Origin of the sequence: Schinkia azotoformans, from assembly GCF_035811335.1 — a bacterium.
Classification (GTDB): domain Bacteria; phylum Bacillota; class Bacilli; order Bacillales; family Bacillaceae_J; genus Schinkia; species Schinkia azotoformans.
The window spans coordinates 84,328-100,795 of the sequence record NZ_JARSMD010000028.1 but is presented as its reverse complement, the minus strand read 5'-3'; the positions used below and the strand labels follow the sequence as shown (position 1 = coordinate 100,795).

Here is a 16,468-nt window from a genome sequence, read left to right as displayed (position 1 = left end):
GGAGGATGATGAAAAATGGGAAATGAGAATAAAGAGGCGGCACCATTGGAAATTGATCCTGCAGCTGACGAAAGAAGTGCAGTGATTGAAGTTCGTGGCATGGAATATAAATTGATTTTGACTACAAAGGCTACGAAAGAAATTGCAAAACGATATGGTGGCTTAGAGAATCTGGGAACGAAGCTGATGAATTCAAAGGATTTTGAACTAGCTTTGGATGAGATTGTCTGGCTTATTACGTTATTAGCCAATCAGTCAATCCTGATTCATAATCTGAAAAATAAAGTGGATAAAAAGGAATTGCTGAAAGAGGATGAAGTGGAACTATTGACTACTCCTTTTGAATTGGCAGAGTACAAGAATGCGATTATGGCTTCCATGTTGAAAGGCACAAAACGGCATATACAGAGTGAACCAGCAAAAAACGTGGAAGTCGGGTAAGCGATGAAGAGTTGTTTATCCGACTTATTTATTATGGCACCGCTCAGTTAAACCGAAGTGAAGAAGAAGTGTGGCTCATGCCAATGGGGTATTTAATGGATTTATGGGAATGTCATAAGCAGTTTACCGGAATTGCTAAGCCATTGATGGAAGTTTCGATTGATGATGTTATTCCTGTAGGGATATAGGATATATACTAGTGTTTGAAAAAAACTTCAAGCCCTAAAGTTGCTCTAAATCATTGGTAAATCAAGCCTTTTTCCCAGTCACAACACTAATCACAATACACAGTCACTGTCTTGACTTACAAAAAAGTGTTTGTGATACAATCCCAATAAAAGGGAAAGGGGTTGTAGTAATGGTGATTCCAAAGCTTGAGGATTTTGTGAAAGAGATTAAGCAATTGAAGGTGGATGCAAAAGAGTCTGGAGAAAGCAGTATCGAAATTTGTAGTGGCATACTTCATAAAATGATGGGTGATCATAAAGGGAAAAATGCTAGAATGGCAAGCTGCTGTAGAGCAATGTATAAAAGCATGAATCCTGGCGATGAAGTAGTTCAATTACCAAATCCAAAGGCTGGTAATACAGAGACAAAAGGATTTGGTTCTAGATTAATCATTAGGTACTATTTATGATAAATCGTTAGGCACTCTTTTAAACGGGGTGTCTTTTTTATGCCCAAAAAGAGAGGAGGTGGAGTCGTGGCTGATAACTTTGGACTTCGAATCGGTGTAGAAGGTGAGAAGGACTTCAAAAATGCCTTGAGAGATATCAATCAAAATTTCAAGGTGTTAGGAAGTGAAATGAAACTTGTCACCGCCCAATTTGATAGGCAGGATCAATCAATTGAAGCTCTAACTGCAAGAAACGGAGCACTCGCAAAATCAGTTGATGCACAAAAGGACAAAATTAGTACATTAGAGGCGGCACTTAGAAACGCAGCAGATTCTTTTGGTGAGAATGATAGACGAACACAAAATTGGCAAATTCAGCTGAATAACGCCAAGTCTGAACTGATGAAGATGGAGCGAGAACTTGAGAATAACAATCAAGCCATCCAAGATTTGAATGAAGGATTCAACGATGCTGAAGGAGAAGTAGAGGAGTTTGCTAATGAAGTACAGAATGCAGCGGATCAGACTGAAGATGCTTCTGGTCGATTTGAAAAGCTAGGAGGTGTCTTAAAAGGAATCGGTGCAACCATTGGAGCAGCTGTAGCCGCCATTGGAACTGCAGCCGTTGCCACAGGGGTTAGCCTGATTAAACTTGGTGATGAGTACAACATGGCCGTCAATCAAATTTCTGCTTCAACTGGTGCAACAGGTGCCGAACTTGAAGAGTTGGGAGAAATTGCTCAAAACGTGTACAAGCATAATTTCGGTGACAGCTTGGATGATGTGGCAGTAGGAATTTCAGAGGTACAAAAGATAACCGGACTCATGGGTGAAGAGCTAGAAAAAGCCACCGAGTCCGGTTTTGCTTTGAGGAAAACCTTTGACTTCGATATGCAGGAATCGGCAAGGGCAGCCAGTGCTCTTATGAAGAACTTCGGTATCTCGGCTGATGAGGCCTATAACATTATTGCGGTTGGTGCTCAAAACGGTGCCGATAAAAATGGCGATCTATTAGATACCTTGAATGAATATTCCGTTCAATATGCTTCACTTGGCCTTAGTGCAGATGAGTTTATCGCTAGTTTAGTAGCTGGAGCAGAAAGTGGTGCTTTCAGTATTGATAAGGTTGGGGATGCAGTTAAGGAATTCAATATCCGAGCCAAAGACGGCAGTAAGTCGAGTATGGAAGCCTTCACCGCTCTTGGGCTTAATGCAGAAGAAATGACGAAGCAGTTTGCCCAAGGTGGGGAAACAGCTAATGCTGCATTCTTTAGTGTCATTCAAAAACTTCAAGAGATTGAAGATCCGCTTCTTAAAAACACAATTGGTGTGCAGTTATTTGGCACACAGTTTGAAGATTTAGAAGCCAGTATACTACCAGTTCTTGGTGGGATAAAAGATAGTACCATCGCGAGTGGGGATGCGTTGGCTCAAATAACAGAAGTCAAATACGATAACCTAACTGATGGAATTGAGGGCGTAAAACGTTCCTTACAAGGGGTGTTTCTACCAGCAGTAAGTGAAGTTTCGGCAGGAATTACAGATTTGTTTTCTGGCTTATCGAATGGAATTAATGAAGCGGATGGGGATTTTGAAAAAATTGCTGAAGTGATAGGAGAGACTGTTGCTGGTATAACAGAACTCATTACCGAGCAATTGCCTCAGTTCGTTACGTTAGGACTTCAAATTATTATGTCCTTAATTGGTGCCATTGTCGAAAACCTCCCAATGATCATTGATTCAGCCATGCAAATTGTGACGACTCTGCTTCAAGGCATCATCGAGGCTCTCCCTCAAATTACAGAAGGGGCACTTTATCTTGTTCTTAGTTTAGTAGATGGTATTCTTGCTAACCTCCCTGCTTTAATCGAAGCGGCTTTGACAATGATTGTCACACTAGCGACTGGGATTGGTGAGGCATTGCCAAACCTTATCCCTTCTATAGTAGCAGCCATACTTCTAATAGTGGAAACTATTATTAATAATCTCGATATGGTGCTGGAGGCCGCTTTTAAAATTATCGAAGGTTTGGCAATAGGACTTATAAATGCATTACCAAGGTTAATAGAAGCTTTACCAACTTTGATATCAACCCTTATCAATTTTATTACCGCAAATCTACCTAAGATTGTTGAGATGGGAATTAATCTTATCATACAGTTAGCAGCCGGAATTATTAGAGCCATCCCTCAACTGGTGGCCCAGCTACCGCAGATTGTTTCCGCTCTCCTTGTTGGAATAGGTAAAGCTGCCCTTTCTATAGGTGAGGTAGGGGTTAACATTGTCCGAGGGCTTTGGAATGGGATTTCTTCTATGATTGGATGGATAAAAGATAAGGTTAGCGGTTTTGTCGGTGGCATCGTCAGTAGTGTAAAAGGTGTTCTTGGGATTCGTTCCCCTTCACGAGTTTTTGCTGGGATTGGTGAAAACATGGGGGAAGGAATTGGAGTCGGTTTTTCAGATGCTATGGGTAATGTAGAAAAGGAAATGGAAGGCGCCATTCCTACAGACTTTGATTTAAATATAGATAGTGTGGTTACGGGTGTCGAGGGAGGAAGTAACGGTGCAGTATTTGATGTCACGATTCCACTAACGATTGATGGAAATGTGCTAACTCGAATTATTGCTCAGCTTCAATGGCATCAAAATACAGTGACCGTCAGAAACTTAGGTGTTGCTGGCTCGTAAAAGGAGGGTAGATTGGTGATTGAAATTTATGCAGGAAGCACATTAATACAGACTATCCGAAAAGTGATGTCAGCAAATATAAGAGAAACACTTGAAGGAGAATTCACGCTGTCGTTTACAGTTTTAGCCAAGTTTGCTCTTGCTTTAAAAACGAAACAGCTGGCCAAGCTAAACAATCAGTATTTTGAGATCGTACAGATTACGAAGTCATTACAAGGTAGTTTGCCAGTCTGCTCTGTAACTTGTGAACATGTATCCTACATTTTAAATGATGAGATTTTTAATATAGATGCTTTTGATTTTACGGGAGATCCTGCAGCTGGATTGAATCAGCTATTATCAGGAACTCCTTTTTCAGCAGGAATGGTAGATTTTACCGAAAGCTGTACAATGAAAATCAATCAGGAAGTAACAAGAAGGGCTGCCCTCATGCAGTACATTGCTATATTAGGTGGTGAGATTGAATACAACGGCTATTTGATTAATGTTCGACAGCATCGAGGAAGTAGCGAGTATCAGCCAGTGATGGGTTCGAAAAACGTCACCGATGTATCTGTTTCCCATGATTCAAGGGAAAATGCCTCTTCGTACTATATCTCTTTCTTTAAACTATTGAATTTAGCAGTCGGAGATAATGTGCATATTTTGTTTAAACCACTCGGTATTGACGTGAAAACAAGGGGCTGTCCAAAAAGTCATAGTTAACTGACTTTTTGGCAACCCTTCTATTTTAATTTCTTTAAAAAAATGCACAAAAAAATCGTCGATTCTAGTAAAATGTAAGTGACCAAACCAACATTTCGAGAAAGGACGATTTTTTATGAGCAATCCAATGATTACTACAGAAAATTATAACACTCAAATGACACTTCTTCCAGCGACAGACGAAAAAAAGAAACCCAAAAGACAATTAACCCCTACCTTCAAACCATATGACAACCATCAAATTCAAGCCATTTTTGATATGGAAGCCCTTATTCCAGAACACCACGTCGCTCGTGTTGTAGATGAAATGGTTGAAGCTGTGCCAGATGAACAACTGTTTTCTTATTATAAAGGCGGCGGTCGTAGTTCTTTTCATCCCAAAATGATGCTTAAAATCATTCTTTTTGGTTATTCCCAAAAGGTTTATTCTTGTCGAGGAATTGAAAAGTTGACAACGGAAAATTTCCCCGCCATGTGGTTGGCAGCGATGCAGCAGCCGGATTACCGCACAATCAATGAGTTCCGTGGGGAACGAATGAAAGCTATGATGGATGAGTTATTCGAAGCCATGATACATAAATTAATTGAAGAAAATTATATCACAATGGAAAACTACTTTTTGGATGGGACCAAGATCGAAGCCAATGCCAATAAGTATTCCTTCGTATGGAAAAAGTCAACTTCGAAATTTGAGGCAAAATTAAAAGAGAAGATTCAAGAAGTACTTCAGCACATCCATGAGTTAACACAAGCAGAGGTCGAAACAGTTCAGAAGGAAATACTGCAAAATGAAGAAATGGAAGAATATCATCTTGCAACCATCGCTCAAGAATTAGAAGAAAAAGTGGAAGCCTTAACGGAAGAGATTGAAAGAGAATCAGATTCAACAGTCCGTAAGGAAAAGCGTCAAGAACGTAGTAAATGGAAAAAGCCATTAAAGTTGATCAGGGAAAATTTCTTACCACGTCTAGCGAAATACAAGGAACAAAATGAAATTTTTGGAGACCGGAACAGCTATTCCAAAACAGACAAAGACGCAACCTTTATGCGTATGAAAGAAGACCATATGAAGAACGGCCAACTCAAGCCGGGATACAACGTGCAAATGGGAACGGAAAATCAGTTTATTTTATTTTATACCATTCACCAACGACCTACGGACACGCGTTGTTTTATACCGCATATGGAGAAACTGGCATCTACTTCATTACCGATGCCTAAAACAGTCATCGCAGATGCGGGATATGGTAGCGAGGAAAACTACGTCTATGCCGTTGGGGATGAAAAAGAGCCAAGATTTGATTTTCTGATCCCTTACGGCACCTACCTTCAAGAACAGACACGGAAATTTAAAAAGGATATCAAGAACGCAAAAAACTGGACCTATCTAGAACAAGATGATTGTTTTATTTGCCCGAACGGAAGAAAGATAACGTTTAAAAAATACCAAAACAAAAAGAATAAATCTGGCTATGAGCAAAGCTTCAAAATATATGAATGTGAAGATTGTACAGATTGCCCCTTAAAGGAACAATGCACAAAGGCAAAGGGAAATCGTCAAGTTCACTGGAATACCATCTTTGAAGAGATGAAAGCAAAAGCCAAAACAGCCCTTGAATGTGAGGAGAAGGCCGCAATCTACGCTCGACGCAAAGTCGAAGTAGAAAGCGTGTTCGGTCACATCAAGGGCAATCGGTCGTTCCGCAGATTTTCGTTGCGGGGTCTCGACAAAGTACATATCGAGTTTGGAATTGTGGCTTTAGCCCACAATATCCTGAAAGTAGCAGCTATCCGCCAGCTACTTTCAGATCATAATCCAAAAAACAGAAAAGAAAGTGGAGAAAACCGAGTTAGTTTTCTCCACTTTCTCTATTTTAAGGACTTATCAGACAGCCCCTTTTTATCGCTATGACATTCGAGTGGAAGTAGGAAGGTATAAACCAAGTATTTCTGATACCTTTTACCGCATTGAAAACTCAATGAATAAGGTGGAAAGCTCGCTAAATGATGTGGGTAGCTCTGTAGATGGTCTTCAGTACCAATTGGATCAGCTTGGCGTTTCTTATACTATAGTAAAGAATTTGACGATTGATGAAACCATGATTCATGTAACCTATGAAGTTGAAAAAGGGGATACCCATCAGTACTTTGCTGATTATAGCTACACAACAGATAGTAATGGACGAATCACAAGTATTACTTTGGAAGATATTTTTTCGGAGTTGTTGTTAAAAGAAGTATCGACTTTGACGGTGGATGCTGCGAGGTTTGATATTGTCTATGCTGATGGAGAGACAGCAAGTTACAACTATTCAACAGATAGCAGTGGTCGAATTACTGGGATTGAAAAGGTGGTGGAAGGATGAGTTATCACAGGAATTTTAATAATACATTAGCCATTTGGGCCGCTTTTGGTGGCAGAGGTGAACTCATTCTTCCAATCCCCACATTGATTTGGCAAAAGAAATATTATTCTGATTTTGGTTATACTCAGTATGGCAGCGAGAAGCAAATAAAGGTACATGATAATGGGAATGCACAGATTGCTGTGTATTATGCCAAAACACCGTATATGTCTTATTTCAATAAGGGTACAGGAGAATGGACAGTAGTGGATGTTCCTTGGTGGAGCTATGGCCAACCAGAAATTTTGTATGCTGGTGGTGGAGTGTTTTTAGCAAAGATAGTAGGGCTTGCTAATATCATTGCTTCTTTTGATGGCATCACTTGGCATAACGCTGGGTACTGCCAAGGGGCACAAAACTCCATGACCACAGGGGCCTATGATTCTAGTATTGGTTCTGGAGTCGTTAGCTGGTGGTACTATAAGTCGCCGGTGTATTACAGTTTTGATTCCTTAACAGAAAGAACCGCCTGGACATTGGTTGGAGCGGATGGTTCATCGGTTCCTATTTTTAGTTATATGACAACTCATAAAGGGAAGTTTGTCGGAGTTGTGGGCGGTGATCGTTCCATTGCCGTAGCAAGTACATCTAGTCCAGGTGCTTGGACAACAACTATTCCAGAGGATTTAAATACATATTATATGTATATCCGTTCAGTTAACGACAAACTCTTTGTAATGAAATATCGCTATGTTAGTGGAATCTTTCATGTGAACCTGTGTGTTATGAATGACAGTGCTACTGAGATTACAGAAACAAATCTTTCTCATGTTGGGGATCTTGCTAATAATAACATCCCAAATCCGCAAAACATCATTTGGATGCAGGATTGGGGAAAATATGCTCTTTTTAATGAAAGTATGCTGTATGTTTCTGCTGATGGACTGAATTGGGAAGGTGTCGAGCAACCTGGGTTTACTACTACCAATTCTGATACATTTGGCGGGGCCATCTATGTTCCGGGTGACGGATTTTATGTTAAAGCTAGTGATTATGTGTATTATGCTCCGTATTAAATAATAAAAATACAGGCGCTTGGTGGCTCTCTTGTCACAGGCGCCTTTTTATATAGATTTTAAACAGTTTGGGGAGCGAGGGAAGAACATGGCAATAAAAGAACTTTGGGTAATTTTACAAACTGTAATTGCAGCATTGGGCGGTTGGTTGGGCTGGTTTCTCGGTGGCCTTGATGGATTTTTATACGCTCTTATTATTTTTGTCATTGTAGACTATATTACTGGAATTATGGTGGCCATTATTAATAAAGAGCTTTCCAGTGAAATTGGTGCTCGGGGGATTTTCAAAAAGATCCTTATTTTTATCCTTGTCGGGATTGCTCATATTATTGACAGCCGACTTATTGGTGAGGGCAGTGTTATTCGAACAGCCGTAATCTTTTTTTATCTCTCAAATGAGGGCATCAGCATAATGGATAATGGCTCAAGAATCGGGCTTCCAATTCCACAAAAATTGAAAGATGTCTTAGCTCAATTACATGGCAAGGGGGATGACAAGAATGAAACTAAACGCTAAATATATGACGAGAAATGATTGTTTTACGGTAGGGAAGAAAATCACACCAAAAGGAATTATGGTTCACTCGACTGCAACTCCTGGTGTGATGGCAGCAGATTGGTTCAGTCGTTGGAATAAGTCGTACAAGTCGGGTGAAACCAATCGTCAAGTTTGTGTTCACGCTTTTGTTGATGATAAAGAAGTATGGCAGTACTTACCTTGGAACCATAGAGGCTGGCATTGCGGTGGAACAGGGAACAACACTCATATTGGCATTGAAATTTGTGAGCCTGGTGGTTTTTCTTATGGTAAAGGATCCACGATGGTTGGCTACAATGTTTCAAAGAATGAAGCTTATTTTAGAAAGGCTTGGCAGAATGCAGTGGAACTTTGTGTGATGCTGTGCCGACAATATAATTTAACAGAAGAGGATATCATTTGCCATTCGGAGGGCCATAAACTAGGTATCGCAAGTAATCATGCAGATGTGATGCACTGGTTTCCTAAGCATGGAAAGAGTATGAATACCTTTCGGGCAGATGTGAAGAAGCTACTGAGTACAGAAAATAAAGCAGCGGAGCCGGTGAAAAAGAAATATTACCATGTGCAGATCGGTGCATATTCGGACAAAGCAAATGCTGAAGCACAGCTTGTCAAAGCTAAAAAGGCAGGTTTTACTGATGCATTTATTAAGTATGATTAATCAAAAGGTGCGAGTTAAAGAGTGGTGTTTGCTTGAATTTTATCTGACATCCCAAATAAAATATTAAACTATTAGATTTAACAGCCTGTAGGGGTTCTTCCCTTGCAGGCTCTTTTTTTATGCTCTGATTCCAATTAAATTTTACAAATCCTCAACTCCGACCTGTTCCCACGGCTATTAGGTAGGAGGTGATTCCTAGTGAATCAGTACGAGGATAGAAAGGTTACAAAGATTTCAGATGAGATTAAAGACAAAAGTATCGATTTAAAGAGAGTATCACAGGAACAGCTACAGCGTGAGTTTGATTATATCCTGGCGGAAAAATTACTCAGAAAGATGCTTGGAAAAGGCTTAATAACTGAAGTGGAATTCAACAAGATAGATGCACTAAATCGCCAAACTTTCTCCCCCTTTTTAGTAGAGATAATGCCCTGAAATCGTTGATATATAGGGGCTTCAGAGGTAATATGTGACCTACCAAGGAGGAGGTGAGAGGATGAAAAAGATAACAAAAATAGAAGGAAAAACGGCCAACTCCTTTATTAAGCCAAAAACACGTGTAGTTGCCTACTGCCGAGTTTCTACAGATAGTAATGAACAACTTGTCAGCTTGCAAGCACAAAAGGCCCATTACGAGAGCTACATAAAGGCAAATCCAGAATGGGAATATGCAGGTTTATATTATGACGAGGGAATTAGTGGCACGAAAAAGGAAAATCGCTCTGACCTACTTAGAATGTTATCAGACTGTGAAACCGGGAGGATTGACCTAATTATTACAAAGTCAATTAGCCGATTTGCGAGAAATACTACAGACTGCTTGGAGATGGTTCGAAAACTGATAGACCTTGGGGTACATATCTATTTTGAGAAGGAAAACATCAATACAGGGTCAATGGAAAGCGAGTTGATGCTCTCCATTTTAAGTGGGCTTGCAGAAAGTGAGTCAATTTCCATTTCTGAAAATACTAAGTGGGCAATTCAAAGACGATTTCAAAACGGTACCTTTAAAATTTCCTACCCACCATATGGCTATCAAAACATTGACGGTCAGATGATAGTAAACCCCAAGCAGGCTGAAATTGTGAAGTATATTTTTGTAGAGGTATTATCGGGTAAAGGCACACAGAAAGTTGCAAATGATCTTAATCAAAAGGGTATCCCTTCAAAAAGAGGTGGTCGGTGGACGGCTACGACGATTCGAGGGATTCTGACCAATGAAAAATATACTGGCGATGTTATTTTGCAAAAGACTTATACTGACAGCCATTTTAACAGGCACACCAATTATGGTGAGAAAAATATGTATCTAGTAGAAAACCATCATGAGGCGATTATCAGCCATAAAGATTTTGAAGCTGTCGATGCCGTTCTCAATCAGAGAGCAAAGGAAAAAGGGATCGAAAAGCGCAATAGCAAATATCTAAACCGATATTCTTTCTCTAGTAAAATTATCTGCTCAGAATGTGGCAGTACCTTTAAAAGACGGATTCATTCATCTGGCCCAAGAAAATACATTGCTTGGTGCTGCAGTAAGCATATAAGCCAGATAACGGAATGTTCCATGCAGTTCATTCGAGATGATGATATAAAGACTGCATTTGTTTCGATGATGAATAAACTCATTTTCGGTCAGAAATTCATATTAAGACCACTTATGGATGGGCTACGTAACCAGAATAATGCAGCGGGTTTTCGCAGAATCAGAGAGTTGGAAACTAAGATTGAAAACAACATGGAGCAGAGCCAAATGCTGACGGGTTTAATGGCCAAAGGATATCTGGAACCTGCCCTGTTTAATAAAGAAAAGAATTCACTGGAAGCAGAAAGAGAAAGACTTCTTGATGAAAAGGATCAACTTACTCGTTCCGTCAACGGCAATTTTGCAAAAGTAGACGAGGTTGACCATTTACTTAAGTTTACCACTAAGTCCAAAATGCTCACATCCTATGAGGATGAGCTGTTTGAAGAATACGTAGAGAAGATTATTGTCTTTTCACGGGAGGAAGTCGGATTTGAATTAAAATGTGGGATCACATTGAAGGAAAGGTTGGTGAATTAGATGGGTCACACACTCTATGGGTATAGAATTGAAGATGGAAAGGCTGTTGTGGATGAAAAAGCATCAGAGCAGGTAAAAGAATTATTTTCAGGATACTTGGCAGGATTTTCTTTGAAGGATGCTGCTAAAAGAGCTGGTATTGAATGCTACCATGCCACTGCAGGAAAGATGTTACAGAACCAGCAATACCTTGGCGATGAATTTTACCCTCCAATTATCGATGAGGAGATCTTCGAAAAAGCTGGGGAAGAAAAACGAAAACGGGCAGAAAGGCTCGGAAGGATACGGGAACCTAAAGATGCACCGAAAGTGGATTATCCTGCAAAGTTCAAAGCAAACCCCCTGGTGCAAAAATACGACGACCCATATAAGCAGGCAGAATATGCCTACAGTTTGATAGAAAGTGAGGTCTAACAAGTGGCGGTAAGTAGGAATGTAACAGTGATTCCGGCAATTAAACGGGTTGGAAATAATAAAAATAGTGAAAGCAAATCAAAAATACGAGTGGCTGCTTACTGTCGTGTTTCAACGGATAGTGAGGAGCAAGCTTCAAGCTATGACATTCAGATTGAACATTATACAAATTATATTAAGAAGAACAAGGAATGGGAATTGGCAGGAATTTTTGCGGATGACGGTATCACAGGTACAAATACCAAAAAGCGTGATGAATTCAATCGCATGATTGAAGAGTGTATGGCGGGCAATATTGATATGATTATCACAAAATCCATCAGCCGATTCGCTAGAAACACGTTGGACTGCCTTAAATACATCCGTCAATTAAAGGATAAAAATGTTGCTGTGTTCTTCGAAAAAGAGAATATCAACACCATGGATTCCAAGGGAGAAATCTTGCTGACCATTATGGCATCCCTTGCCCAACAAGAAAGCCAATCCTTAAGCCAGAACGTTAAGCTAGGTATTCAGTATCGCTATCAACAAGGTGAAGTACAGGTCAACCACAAGCGTTTCCTTGGATACACGAAGGATGAAAATAAGCAGCTAGTGATTGAACCAAAGGGTGCTGAGGTTGTTAAACGGATTTACAGAGAGTACCTTGAGGGAGCAAGCCTTTTACAGATAGCAAGAGGGCTGGAAACAGACGGTATTCTTACAGCGGCAGGCAAAGCCAAATGGAGACCAGAAACACTGAAAAAGATATTGCAGAATGAAAAGTATATCGGTGATGCCCTTCTACAAAAAACATATACGGTTGATTTCCTTTCTAAAAAACGAGTCAAGAATAACGGCATTGTTCCCCAGTATTATGTGGAAAACAGCCATGAGCCTATCATTCCACGTGAGCTTTTTATGCAGGTTCAAGAAGAGATGGTTCGGAGAGCGAATCTTCGTGGCGGGAAAGGCGGTAAAAAGAGAGTCTATAGCAGCAAGTATGCTTTATCGAGTATTGTTTACTGCGGTCATTGCGGCGATATTTACCGACGGGTACATTGGAATAACCGAGGCTATAAGTCTATTGTCTGGAGATGCGTTAGCCGATTGGAGGAAAAAGGGTCTGAATGCACTGCCCCTACCATAAACGAGGAAACATTACAGACAGCAGTGGTCAGGGCTATTAACGAACTTTTGGCTAACAAAGAACCTTTCCTTTCAACATTACAGAAAAATATCGACACTATATTTAATGAAGAAAGTGATAATGATACGGATGAGATTGATAGCAAGTTGGAAGAATTGCAGATAGAGCTTCTTAAACAGGCAAAGTCAAAAAATGACTATGATAATGTTGCTGATGAGATATACCGCCTTCGGGAGATGAAGCAAAATTCACTTGTAGAAAATGCCGAGCGTGAAGGAAAAAGGCAACGAATCGCTGAAATGACTGCTTTCTTGAATGAACAGTCTCACGAGTTAGATGAGTATGATGAGCAGTTGGTAAGGCGGCTTATTGAAAAAGTTACGGTACACGATGATAAGCTGACCGTTGAACTCAAATCAGGTATTCGAATAGAAATGTGAAATATAATCTACTTAAGTCCATGTTGATGCATACATGGGCTTATTTGTGTCTTTAATTGACCGAAAAATCTAGTAGATATAAAATAAAGCAAAGGATCAGGGAGGGGAATATCATGCTATCAATCTCGAGAAAAGATTTATACGAAAAGCTATGGACTATTGGTACTACTAAAACGGCTAAAGAATTAAATGTACCTTATAATAAATTGAAAATCGCATGTGCTGGTAATGATATTCCATTGCCTACAGCATCTTATTGGAGCAGTTTACATATGGGGAATGAGAAGCCAGTCCAACCGCAACTATCAAATCCAAATGATAATCGAATAGTTGTCATTGAAACAGCTAAAAAACAAATTACAAAGGTGCCTAAAAAAATAACAGTTGCAGTAAATGACAAAAAGTCCAGTAGCCCCCCTGCAGAAAAGAACGCTACTTCACCCACAAAGAAGATAGAAAAGGAAAAGCCGTCCTACTTTCCTGACCTAGAATCTGACCAAGAAAAATTAACTAAAATATACAACTCATTAAAGGTTAATAAGACTTTATCCAATAAACCCCATAAGGAAATAGTGGGATACCGCAGAAAAACTCAATCATATAGAGAAGACAAATTAAGAATTAATTCAGCTTCGGGTGAAATCATTCCAGAAGTTTTACCTTTCATTGATAGTTTATTTAAAGCGCTTGAAATGGCTGGAGCAAAAATCGTTAGTAAATATGATGAAATACAAGTATTGTATAAAAAGTATACAGTCAGTTTGAATTTTAGGCTCCCTTGCAAAAAAGTCACATTATCCCCAGGTGACAAGGACTATTCACGTTACAACACATTTAAGTATGAAACAATAGGGAAAATAAATGTTGAAGTAGGTTATAAGTTGTATTGGCGTAAATGGGGCAAGCATGAAAAGTTAATAAAACAAACGAAAACTATGACACCTGAAGATTTATTAAGAAAGGTATTCTTATACATATTTTCACTTCCGCCAATCATTGATGAAGAAGAAAAAGCCCATGCCCTAGAGGAAGAAAGAAGAATGATAGAAGAACGGGAGAGGGAATTACTTAGAGAACGGAGAGAAAAGGAACATAAAAAAACTGAGGATTTGCTAACTAACTCGATAAACTATTTTTACTCGAAACTAATAAAGGAATACATTTCTGCCGAGCTGGATGAAACAACAGATGAATATGAATGGGCTATGAATAAAGCTAATTGGATTCAGGATTCTAGTAAACATCCAGATGATTTGTTAACAGAAAAAGACAAAGAAGAATTACTCAATATAAAAGGAACGAATAAATACTTTTTATGAAAAGAGATTAATTGAAGTGGCTTAAAAGATTAAGCAATATCGGGTAAAGGGGATAGACATTGGATATTAATAAAATGAAAGCTCTACCGTATGATGAGTTACGTGTCTTATATAGGAACTTCTTACATAGCCAAAATATTTCAAAAGCAACAATCAATACTGCTTCTGTAGACACCTTCTATCTTTGGAGAAAAGGAAGCAAAGATTTATTCTGGAATGCAGTGAACGCAACTGATTTTGAGACTGAGGCAAAGAAGGCATTGATAAAAGCTCTTTCTGAGTACTCGACCGGTAATGTAAATTCACTTGTTAGTGGTTACTTGTCACATCTCAGAAGATTCCGCCTGTTTTTAGCTTCTGATGTAAAGTCTGATCCATTTTTAATAAAACAGGGGGAAATTGAGAAGTCTGAACAGAAGTATCTACCAATAACTGAAGAAAACATTGAGGAACAACATAAGTTTGTAGAGGCAAGCTCTAATTATGGAAAAGAGGGTCTGATAATACACGATGTATTGAATGCATTTCCTCTTCATAATGACTTAAATACTATTGCTATGAAAATTGCAGTAATTGATGTAACAAATTCAACTCATCTTTCTCAATATAAAAGTAAGTTGTCCTTATATGATCTAGCTAAAGTAATTTTGGAGATTCCTAATTTTGATGAGCGTTTGGCTAAGGGAGACCCTGAGCTTGTAAATATTATTGCTAGAAACATTGGTGCAGTTAACATGTTCTCGTTTGCATCCAAGTACTGTACATATCATAACGTAGAGGTTTATAGGAGAGATGATTATTCTATATTTGATGGTATCGTTAAAAATACACTTCCATACTATATCCCAGGTCTAACAGTTAATAAGATAGATAAGTGGCGAGTAAATCTTGATTATAAATCATTTAATGAATGTGTTGGAAATTTACTTGATGAACACAATATTCACATTCCATTTAGAAGAAGAAAGTTTGACCATTTCTTGTGGTATGCGAATAGATAGAACTTGGGATAACAATAGTTATTTTAATAGTTTTAATATAAAAACTTAAATTTAGGGAGATGGCTTATGAAATTATATTCTGAGAGGTATGGTATAAGAGCCCCACTGGAAAAGACATATTCTATTAACAGAGATATGTATTCATTACTTTTAGATTGCTGTAAAAGATATCAAAAAAACTTAACGCATATGTTCACTCTAAATTGTCATCATGACTTTACAGATAGTGATTATGTTGCATTTGATGAAAAAGGATTTATAACTAGAATTAAAATAAGAATCCCGTCTCTATTTCGGGATGAGTACGAAAGAATTTGTGCCCCAGCATATGACGAAGAATATGACCAGTATGCAATTTTAGACCTTATTGAGTTCTTTGCACAAAATATTAAGGATATCTCAGAACGATGGAATAATGAGAGATACCGAAATTACCAAACGATAGATTGCCATAATACTTCAGATGTATTTGAAAATTTCCAGAAGGCAATAAATGAAATATTTACTGAGTCGGGGCTACTTTATGAACTTACAGATGACAAAATTATTGAAAGAATTGTTGAAAACAGTCCACTTACAATGGAAATTGAAAATAATTTTGCAGCAGTACATGAGGTAGGTACAAGGGAGTTGTTGAAAGATGCCGTTGCATTATATAAGACACCAAATCCTGCAGCGCGACAAGATTCAGTGGAAAAGATATGGGATGCGTTAGAACGTCTAAAAACTTACTATACAACATTAGATAAGAAACATTCATCAAAAAAAATAGTAAATGATATGGCAAACGGAAATGATGATTTTGCCGATTTGTTTAATAATGAATTTAAAGTGTTGACGGACATTGGAAATAAATATCGCATACGGCATCACGAAACTGATAGGATTGATATTACTGATGTCCGTTATTACGACTATTTTTTTAATCGTTGTTTATCACTAATTGCACTTGCCATACAATATTTGAGGTAAAAGAAATACTGATTATGTACTATTCCTTTGAAAAAGGAAAATTCTACGAAAACGTAGA

At 38.6% G+C, this 16,468-nt stretch carries 17 protein-coding genes; all 17 read left to right on the top strand.

Going from position 1 to position 16,468, the window contains the following annotated elements; all coding sequences use genetic code 11:
- Positions 1-15 precede the first annotated feature (15 nt).
- The 17 genes from P9E47_RS18055 (at position 16) to P9E47_RS17975 (ending at position 16,410) form a co-directional block, all read left to right on the top strand.
- Positions 16-441, top strand: coding sequence for a hypothetical protein (locus tag P9E47_RS18055; RefSeq protein WP_326164235.1), 426 nt, complete (start codon positions 16-18; stop codon positions 439-441).
- Between the two features lie 11 nt (positions 442-452).
- Positions 453-629, top strand: a complete 177-nt coding sequence (locus P9E47_RS18050) for a hypothetical protein (protein ID WP_173719797.1) — start codon at positions 453-455, stop codon at positions 627-629.
- A 170-nt stretch (positions 630-799) separates the two neighbouring features.
- Positions 800-1,078, top strand: a complete 279-nt coding sequence (locus P9E47_RS18045) for a hypothetical protein (protein ID WP_026561385.1) — start codon at positions 800-802, stop codon at positions 1,076-1,078.
- 66 nt (positions 1,079-1,144) lie between these two features.
- Positions 1,145-3,745, top strand: a complete 2,601-nt coding sequence (locus P9E47_RS18040; RefSeq protein ID WP_326164232.1) for a phage tail tape measure protein — start codon at positions 1,145-1,147, stop codon at positions 3,743-3,745.
- Between the two features lie 15 nt (positions 3,746-3,760).
- Positions 3,761-4,450: a prophage endopeptidase tail family protein gene (locus P9E47_RS18035; RefSeq protein WP_326164231.1), complete on the top strand. Its 690-nt coding sequence runs from the start codon at positions 3,761-3,763 to the stop codon at positions 4,448-4,450.
- Positions 4,451-4,607: 157 nt separating this feature from the next.
- Complete coding sequence (locus P9E47_RS18030; RefSeq protein WP_407697202.1) at positions 4,608-6,362, top strand: IS1182 family transposase; 1,755 nt, start codon at positions 4,608-4,610, stop codon at positions 6,360-6,362.
- A gap of 7 nt (positions 6,363-6,369) precedes the next feature.
- Positions 6,370-6,816: a hypothetical protein gene (locus P9E47_RS18025; protein ID WP_326164229.1), complete on the top strand. Its 447-nt coding sequence runs from the start codon at positions 6,370-6,372 to the stop codon at positions 6,814-6,816.
- Entirely contained in the window at positions 6,813-7,871 is a 1,059-nt protein-coding gene (locus tag P9E47_RS18020) for a hypothetical protein (RefSeq protein ID WP_326164228.1), read from the top strand. The genes P9E47_RS18025 and P9E47_RS18020 overlap by 4 nt, the downstream gene beginning before the upstream one ends.
- 88 nt (positions 7,872-7,959) lie before the next feature.
- Positions 7,960-8,388 (top strand): phage holin family protein, encoded by a 429-nt coding sequence (locus P9E47_RS18015; protein ID WP_326164227.1) that lies wholly within the window; start codon positions 7,960-7,962, stop codon positions 8,386-8,388.
- Positions 8,372-9,073 carry an N-acetylmuramoyl-L-alanine amidase gene (locus P9E47_RS18010; RefSeq protein ID WP_326164225.1) on the top strand — a complete coding sequence of 234 codons (702 nt, stop codon included), beginning with the start codon at positions 8,372-8,374 and terminating at the stop codon, positions 9,071-9,073. Before P9E47_RS18015 ends, P9E47_RS18010 begins: the two co-directional genes overlap by 17 nt.
- A 198-nt stretch (positions 9,074-9,271) precedes the next feature.
- Complete coding sequence (locus tag P9E47_RS18005; RefSeq protein ID WP_326164224.1) at positions 9,272-9,508, top strand: SHOCT domain-containing protein; 237 nt, start codon at positions 9,272-9,274, stop codon at positions 9,506-9,508.
- A gap of 61 nt (positions 9,509-9,569) precedes the next feature.
- Positions 9,570-11,135, top strand: coding sequence for a recombinase family protein (locus P9E47_RS18000; RefSeq protein WP_326164223.1), 1,566 nt, complete (start codon positions 9,570-9,572; stop codon positions 11,133-11,135).
- The gene (locus P9E47_RS17995; RefSeq protein WP_326164222.1) at positions 11,136-11,549 is read left to right on the top strand and encodes a recombinase family protein; all 414 of its coding nucleotides are present in this window, start codon (positions 11,136-11,138) and stop codon (positions 11,547-11,549) included.
- A gap of 3 nt (positions 11,550-11,552) precedes the next feature.
- Positions 11,553-13,118 (top strand): recombinase family protein, encoded by a 1,566-nt coding sequence (locus P9E47_RS17990; RefSeq protein ID WP_326164220.1) that lies wholly within the window; start codon positions 11,553-11,555, stop codon positions 13,116-13,118.
- A 113-nt stretch (positions 13,119-13,231) separates the two neighbouring features.
- Positions 13,232-14,437, top strand: coding sequence for a nucleotide exchange factor GrpE (locus tag P9E47_RS17985; RefSeq protein WP_326164218.1), 1,206 nt, complete (start codon positions 13,232-13,234; stop codon positions 14,435-14,437).
- Positions 14,438-14,496: 59 nt separating this feature from the next.
- The gene (locus P9E47_RS17980) at positions 14,497-15,438 is read left to right on the top strand and encodes a hypothetical protein (RefSeq protein WP_326164216.1); all 942 of its coding nucleotides are present in this window, start codon (positions 14,497-14,499) and stop codon (positions 15,436-15,438) included.
- Between the two features lie 66 nt (positions 15,439-15,504).
- On the top strand, positions 15,505-16,410 hold the full coding sequence (locus tag P9E47_RS17975; RefSeq protein WP_326164215.1) for an AbiJ-NTD4 domain-containing protein: 906 nt from the start codon (positions 15,505-15,507) through the stop codon (positions 16,408-16,410).
- The last annotated feature ends 58 nt before the right edge of the window (positions 16,411-16,468 follow it).

Coding starts and splice junctions, on each gene's coding strand:
- P9E47_RS17995 (WP_326164222.1), top strand. CDS start 11,136: ATGGGTCACACACTCTATGGGTATAGAATTGAAGATGGAAAGGCTGTT.
- P9E47_RS18010 (WP_326164225.1), top strand. CDS start 8,372: ATGAAACTAAACGCTAAATATATGACGAGAAATGATTGTTTTACGGTA.
- P9E47_RS18030 (WP_407697202.1), top strand. CDS start 4,608: ATGACACTTCTTCCAGCGACAGACGAAAAAAAGAAACCCAAAAGACAA.
- P9E47_RS18020 (WP_326164228.1), top strand. CDS start 6,813: ATGAGTTATCACAGGAATTTTAATAATACATTAGCCATTTGGGCCGCT.
- P9E47_RS18045 (WP_026561385.1), top strand. CDS start 800: ATGGTGATTCCAAAGCTTGAGGATTTTGTGAAAGAGATTAAGCAATTG.
- P9E47_RS18015 (WP_326164227.1), top strand. CDS start 7,960: ATGGCAATAAAAGAACTTTGGGTAATTTTACAAACTGTAATTGCAGCA.
- P9E47_RS18000 (WP_326164223.1), top strand. CDS start 9,570: ATGAAAAAGATAACAAAAATAGAAGGAAAAACGGCCAACTCCTTTATT.
- P9E47_RS17975 (WP_326164215.1), top strand. CDS start 15,505: ATGAAATTATATTCTGAGAGGTATGGTATAAGAGCCCCACTGGAAAAG.
- P9E47_RS17985 (WP_326164218.1), top strand. CDS start 13,232: ATGCTATCAATCTCGAGAAAAGATTTATACGAAAAGCTATGGACTATT.
- P9E47_RS18055 (WP_326164235.1), top strand. CDS start 16: ATGGGAAATGAGAATAAAGAGGCGGCACCATTGGAAATTGATCCTGCA.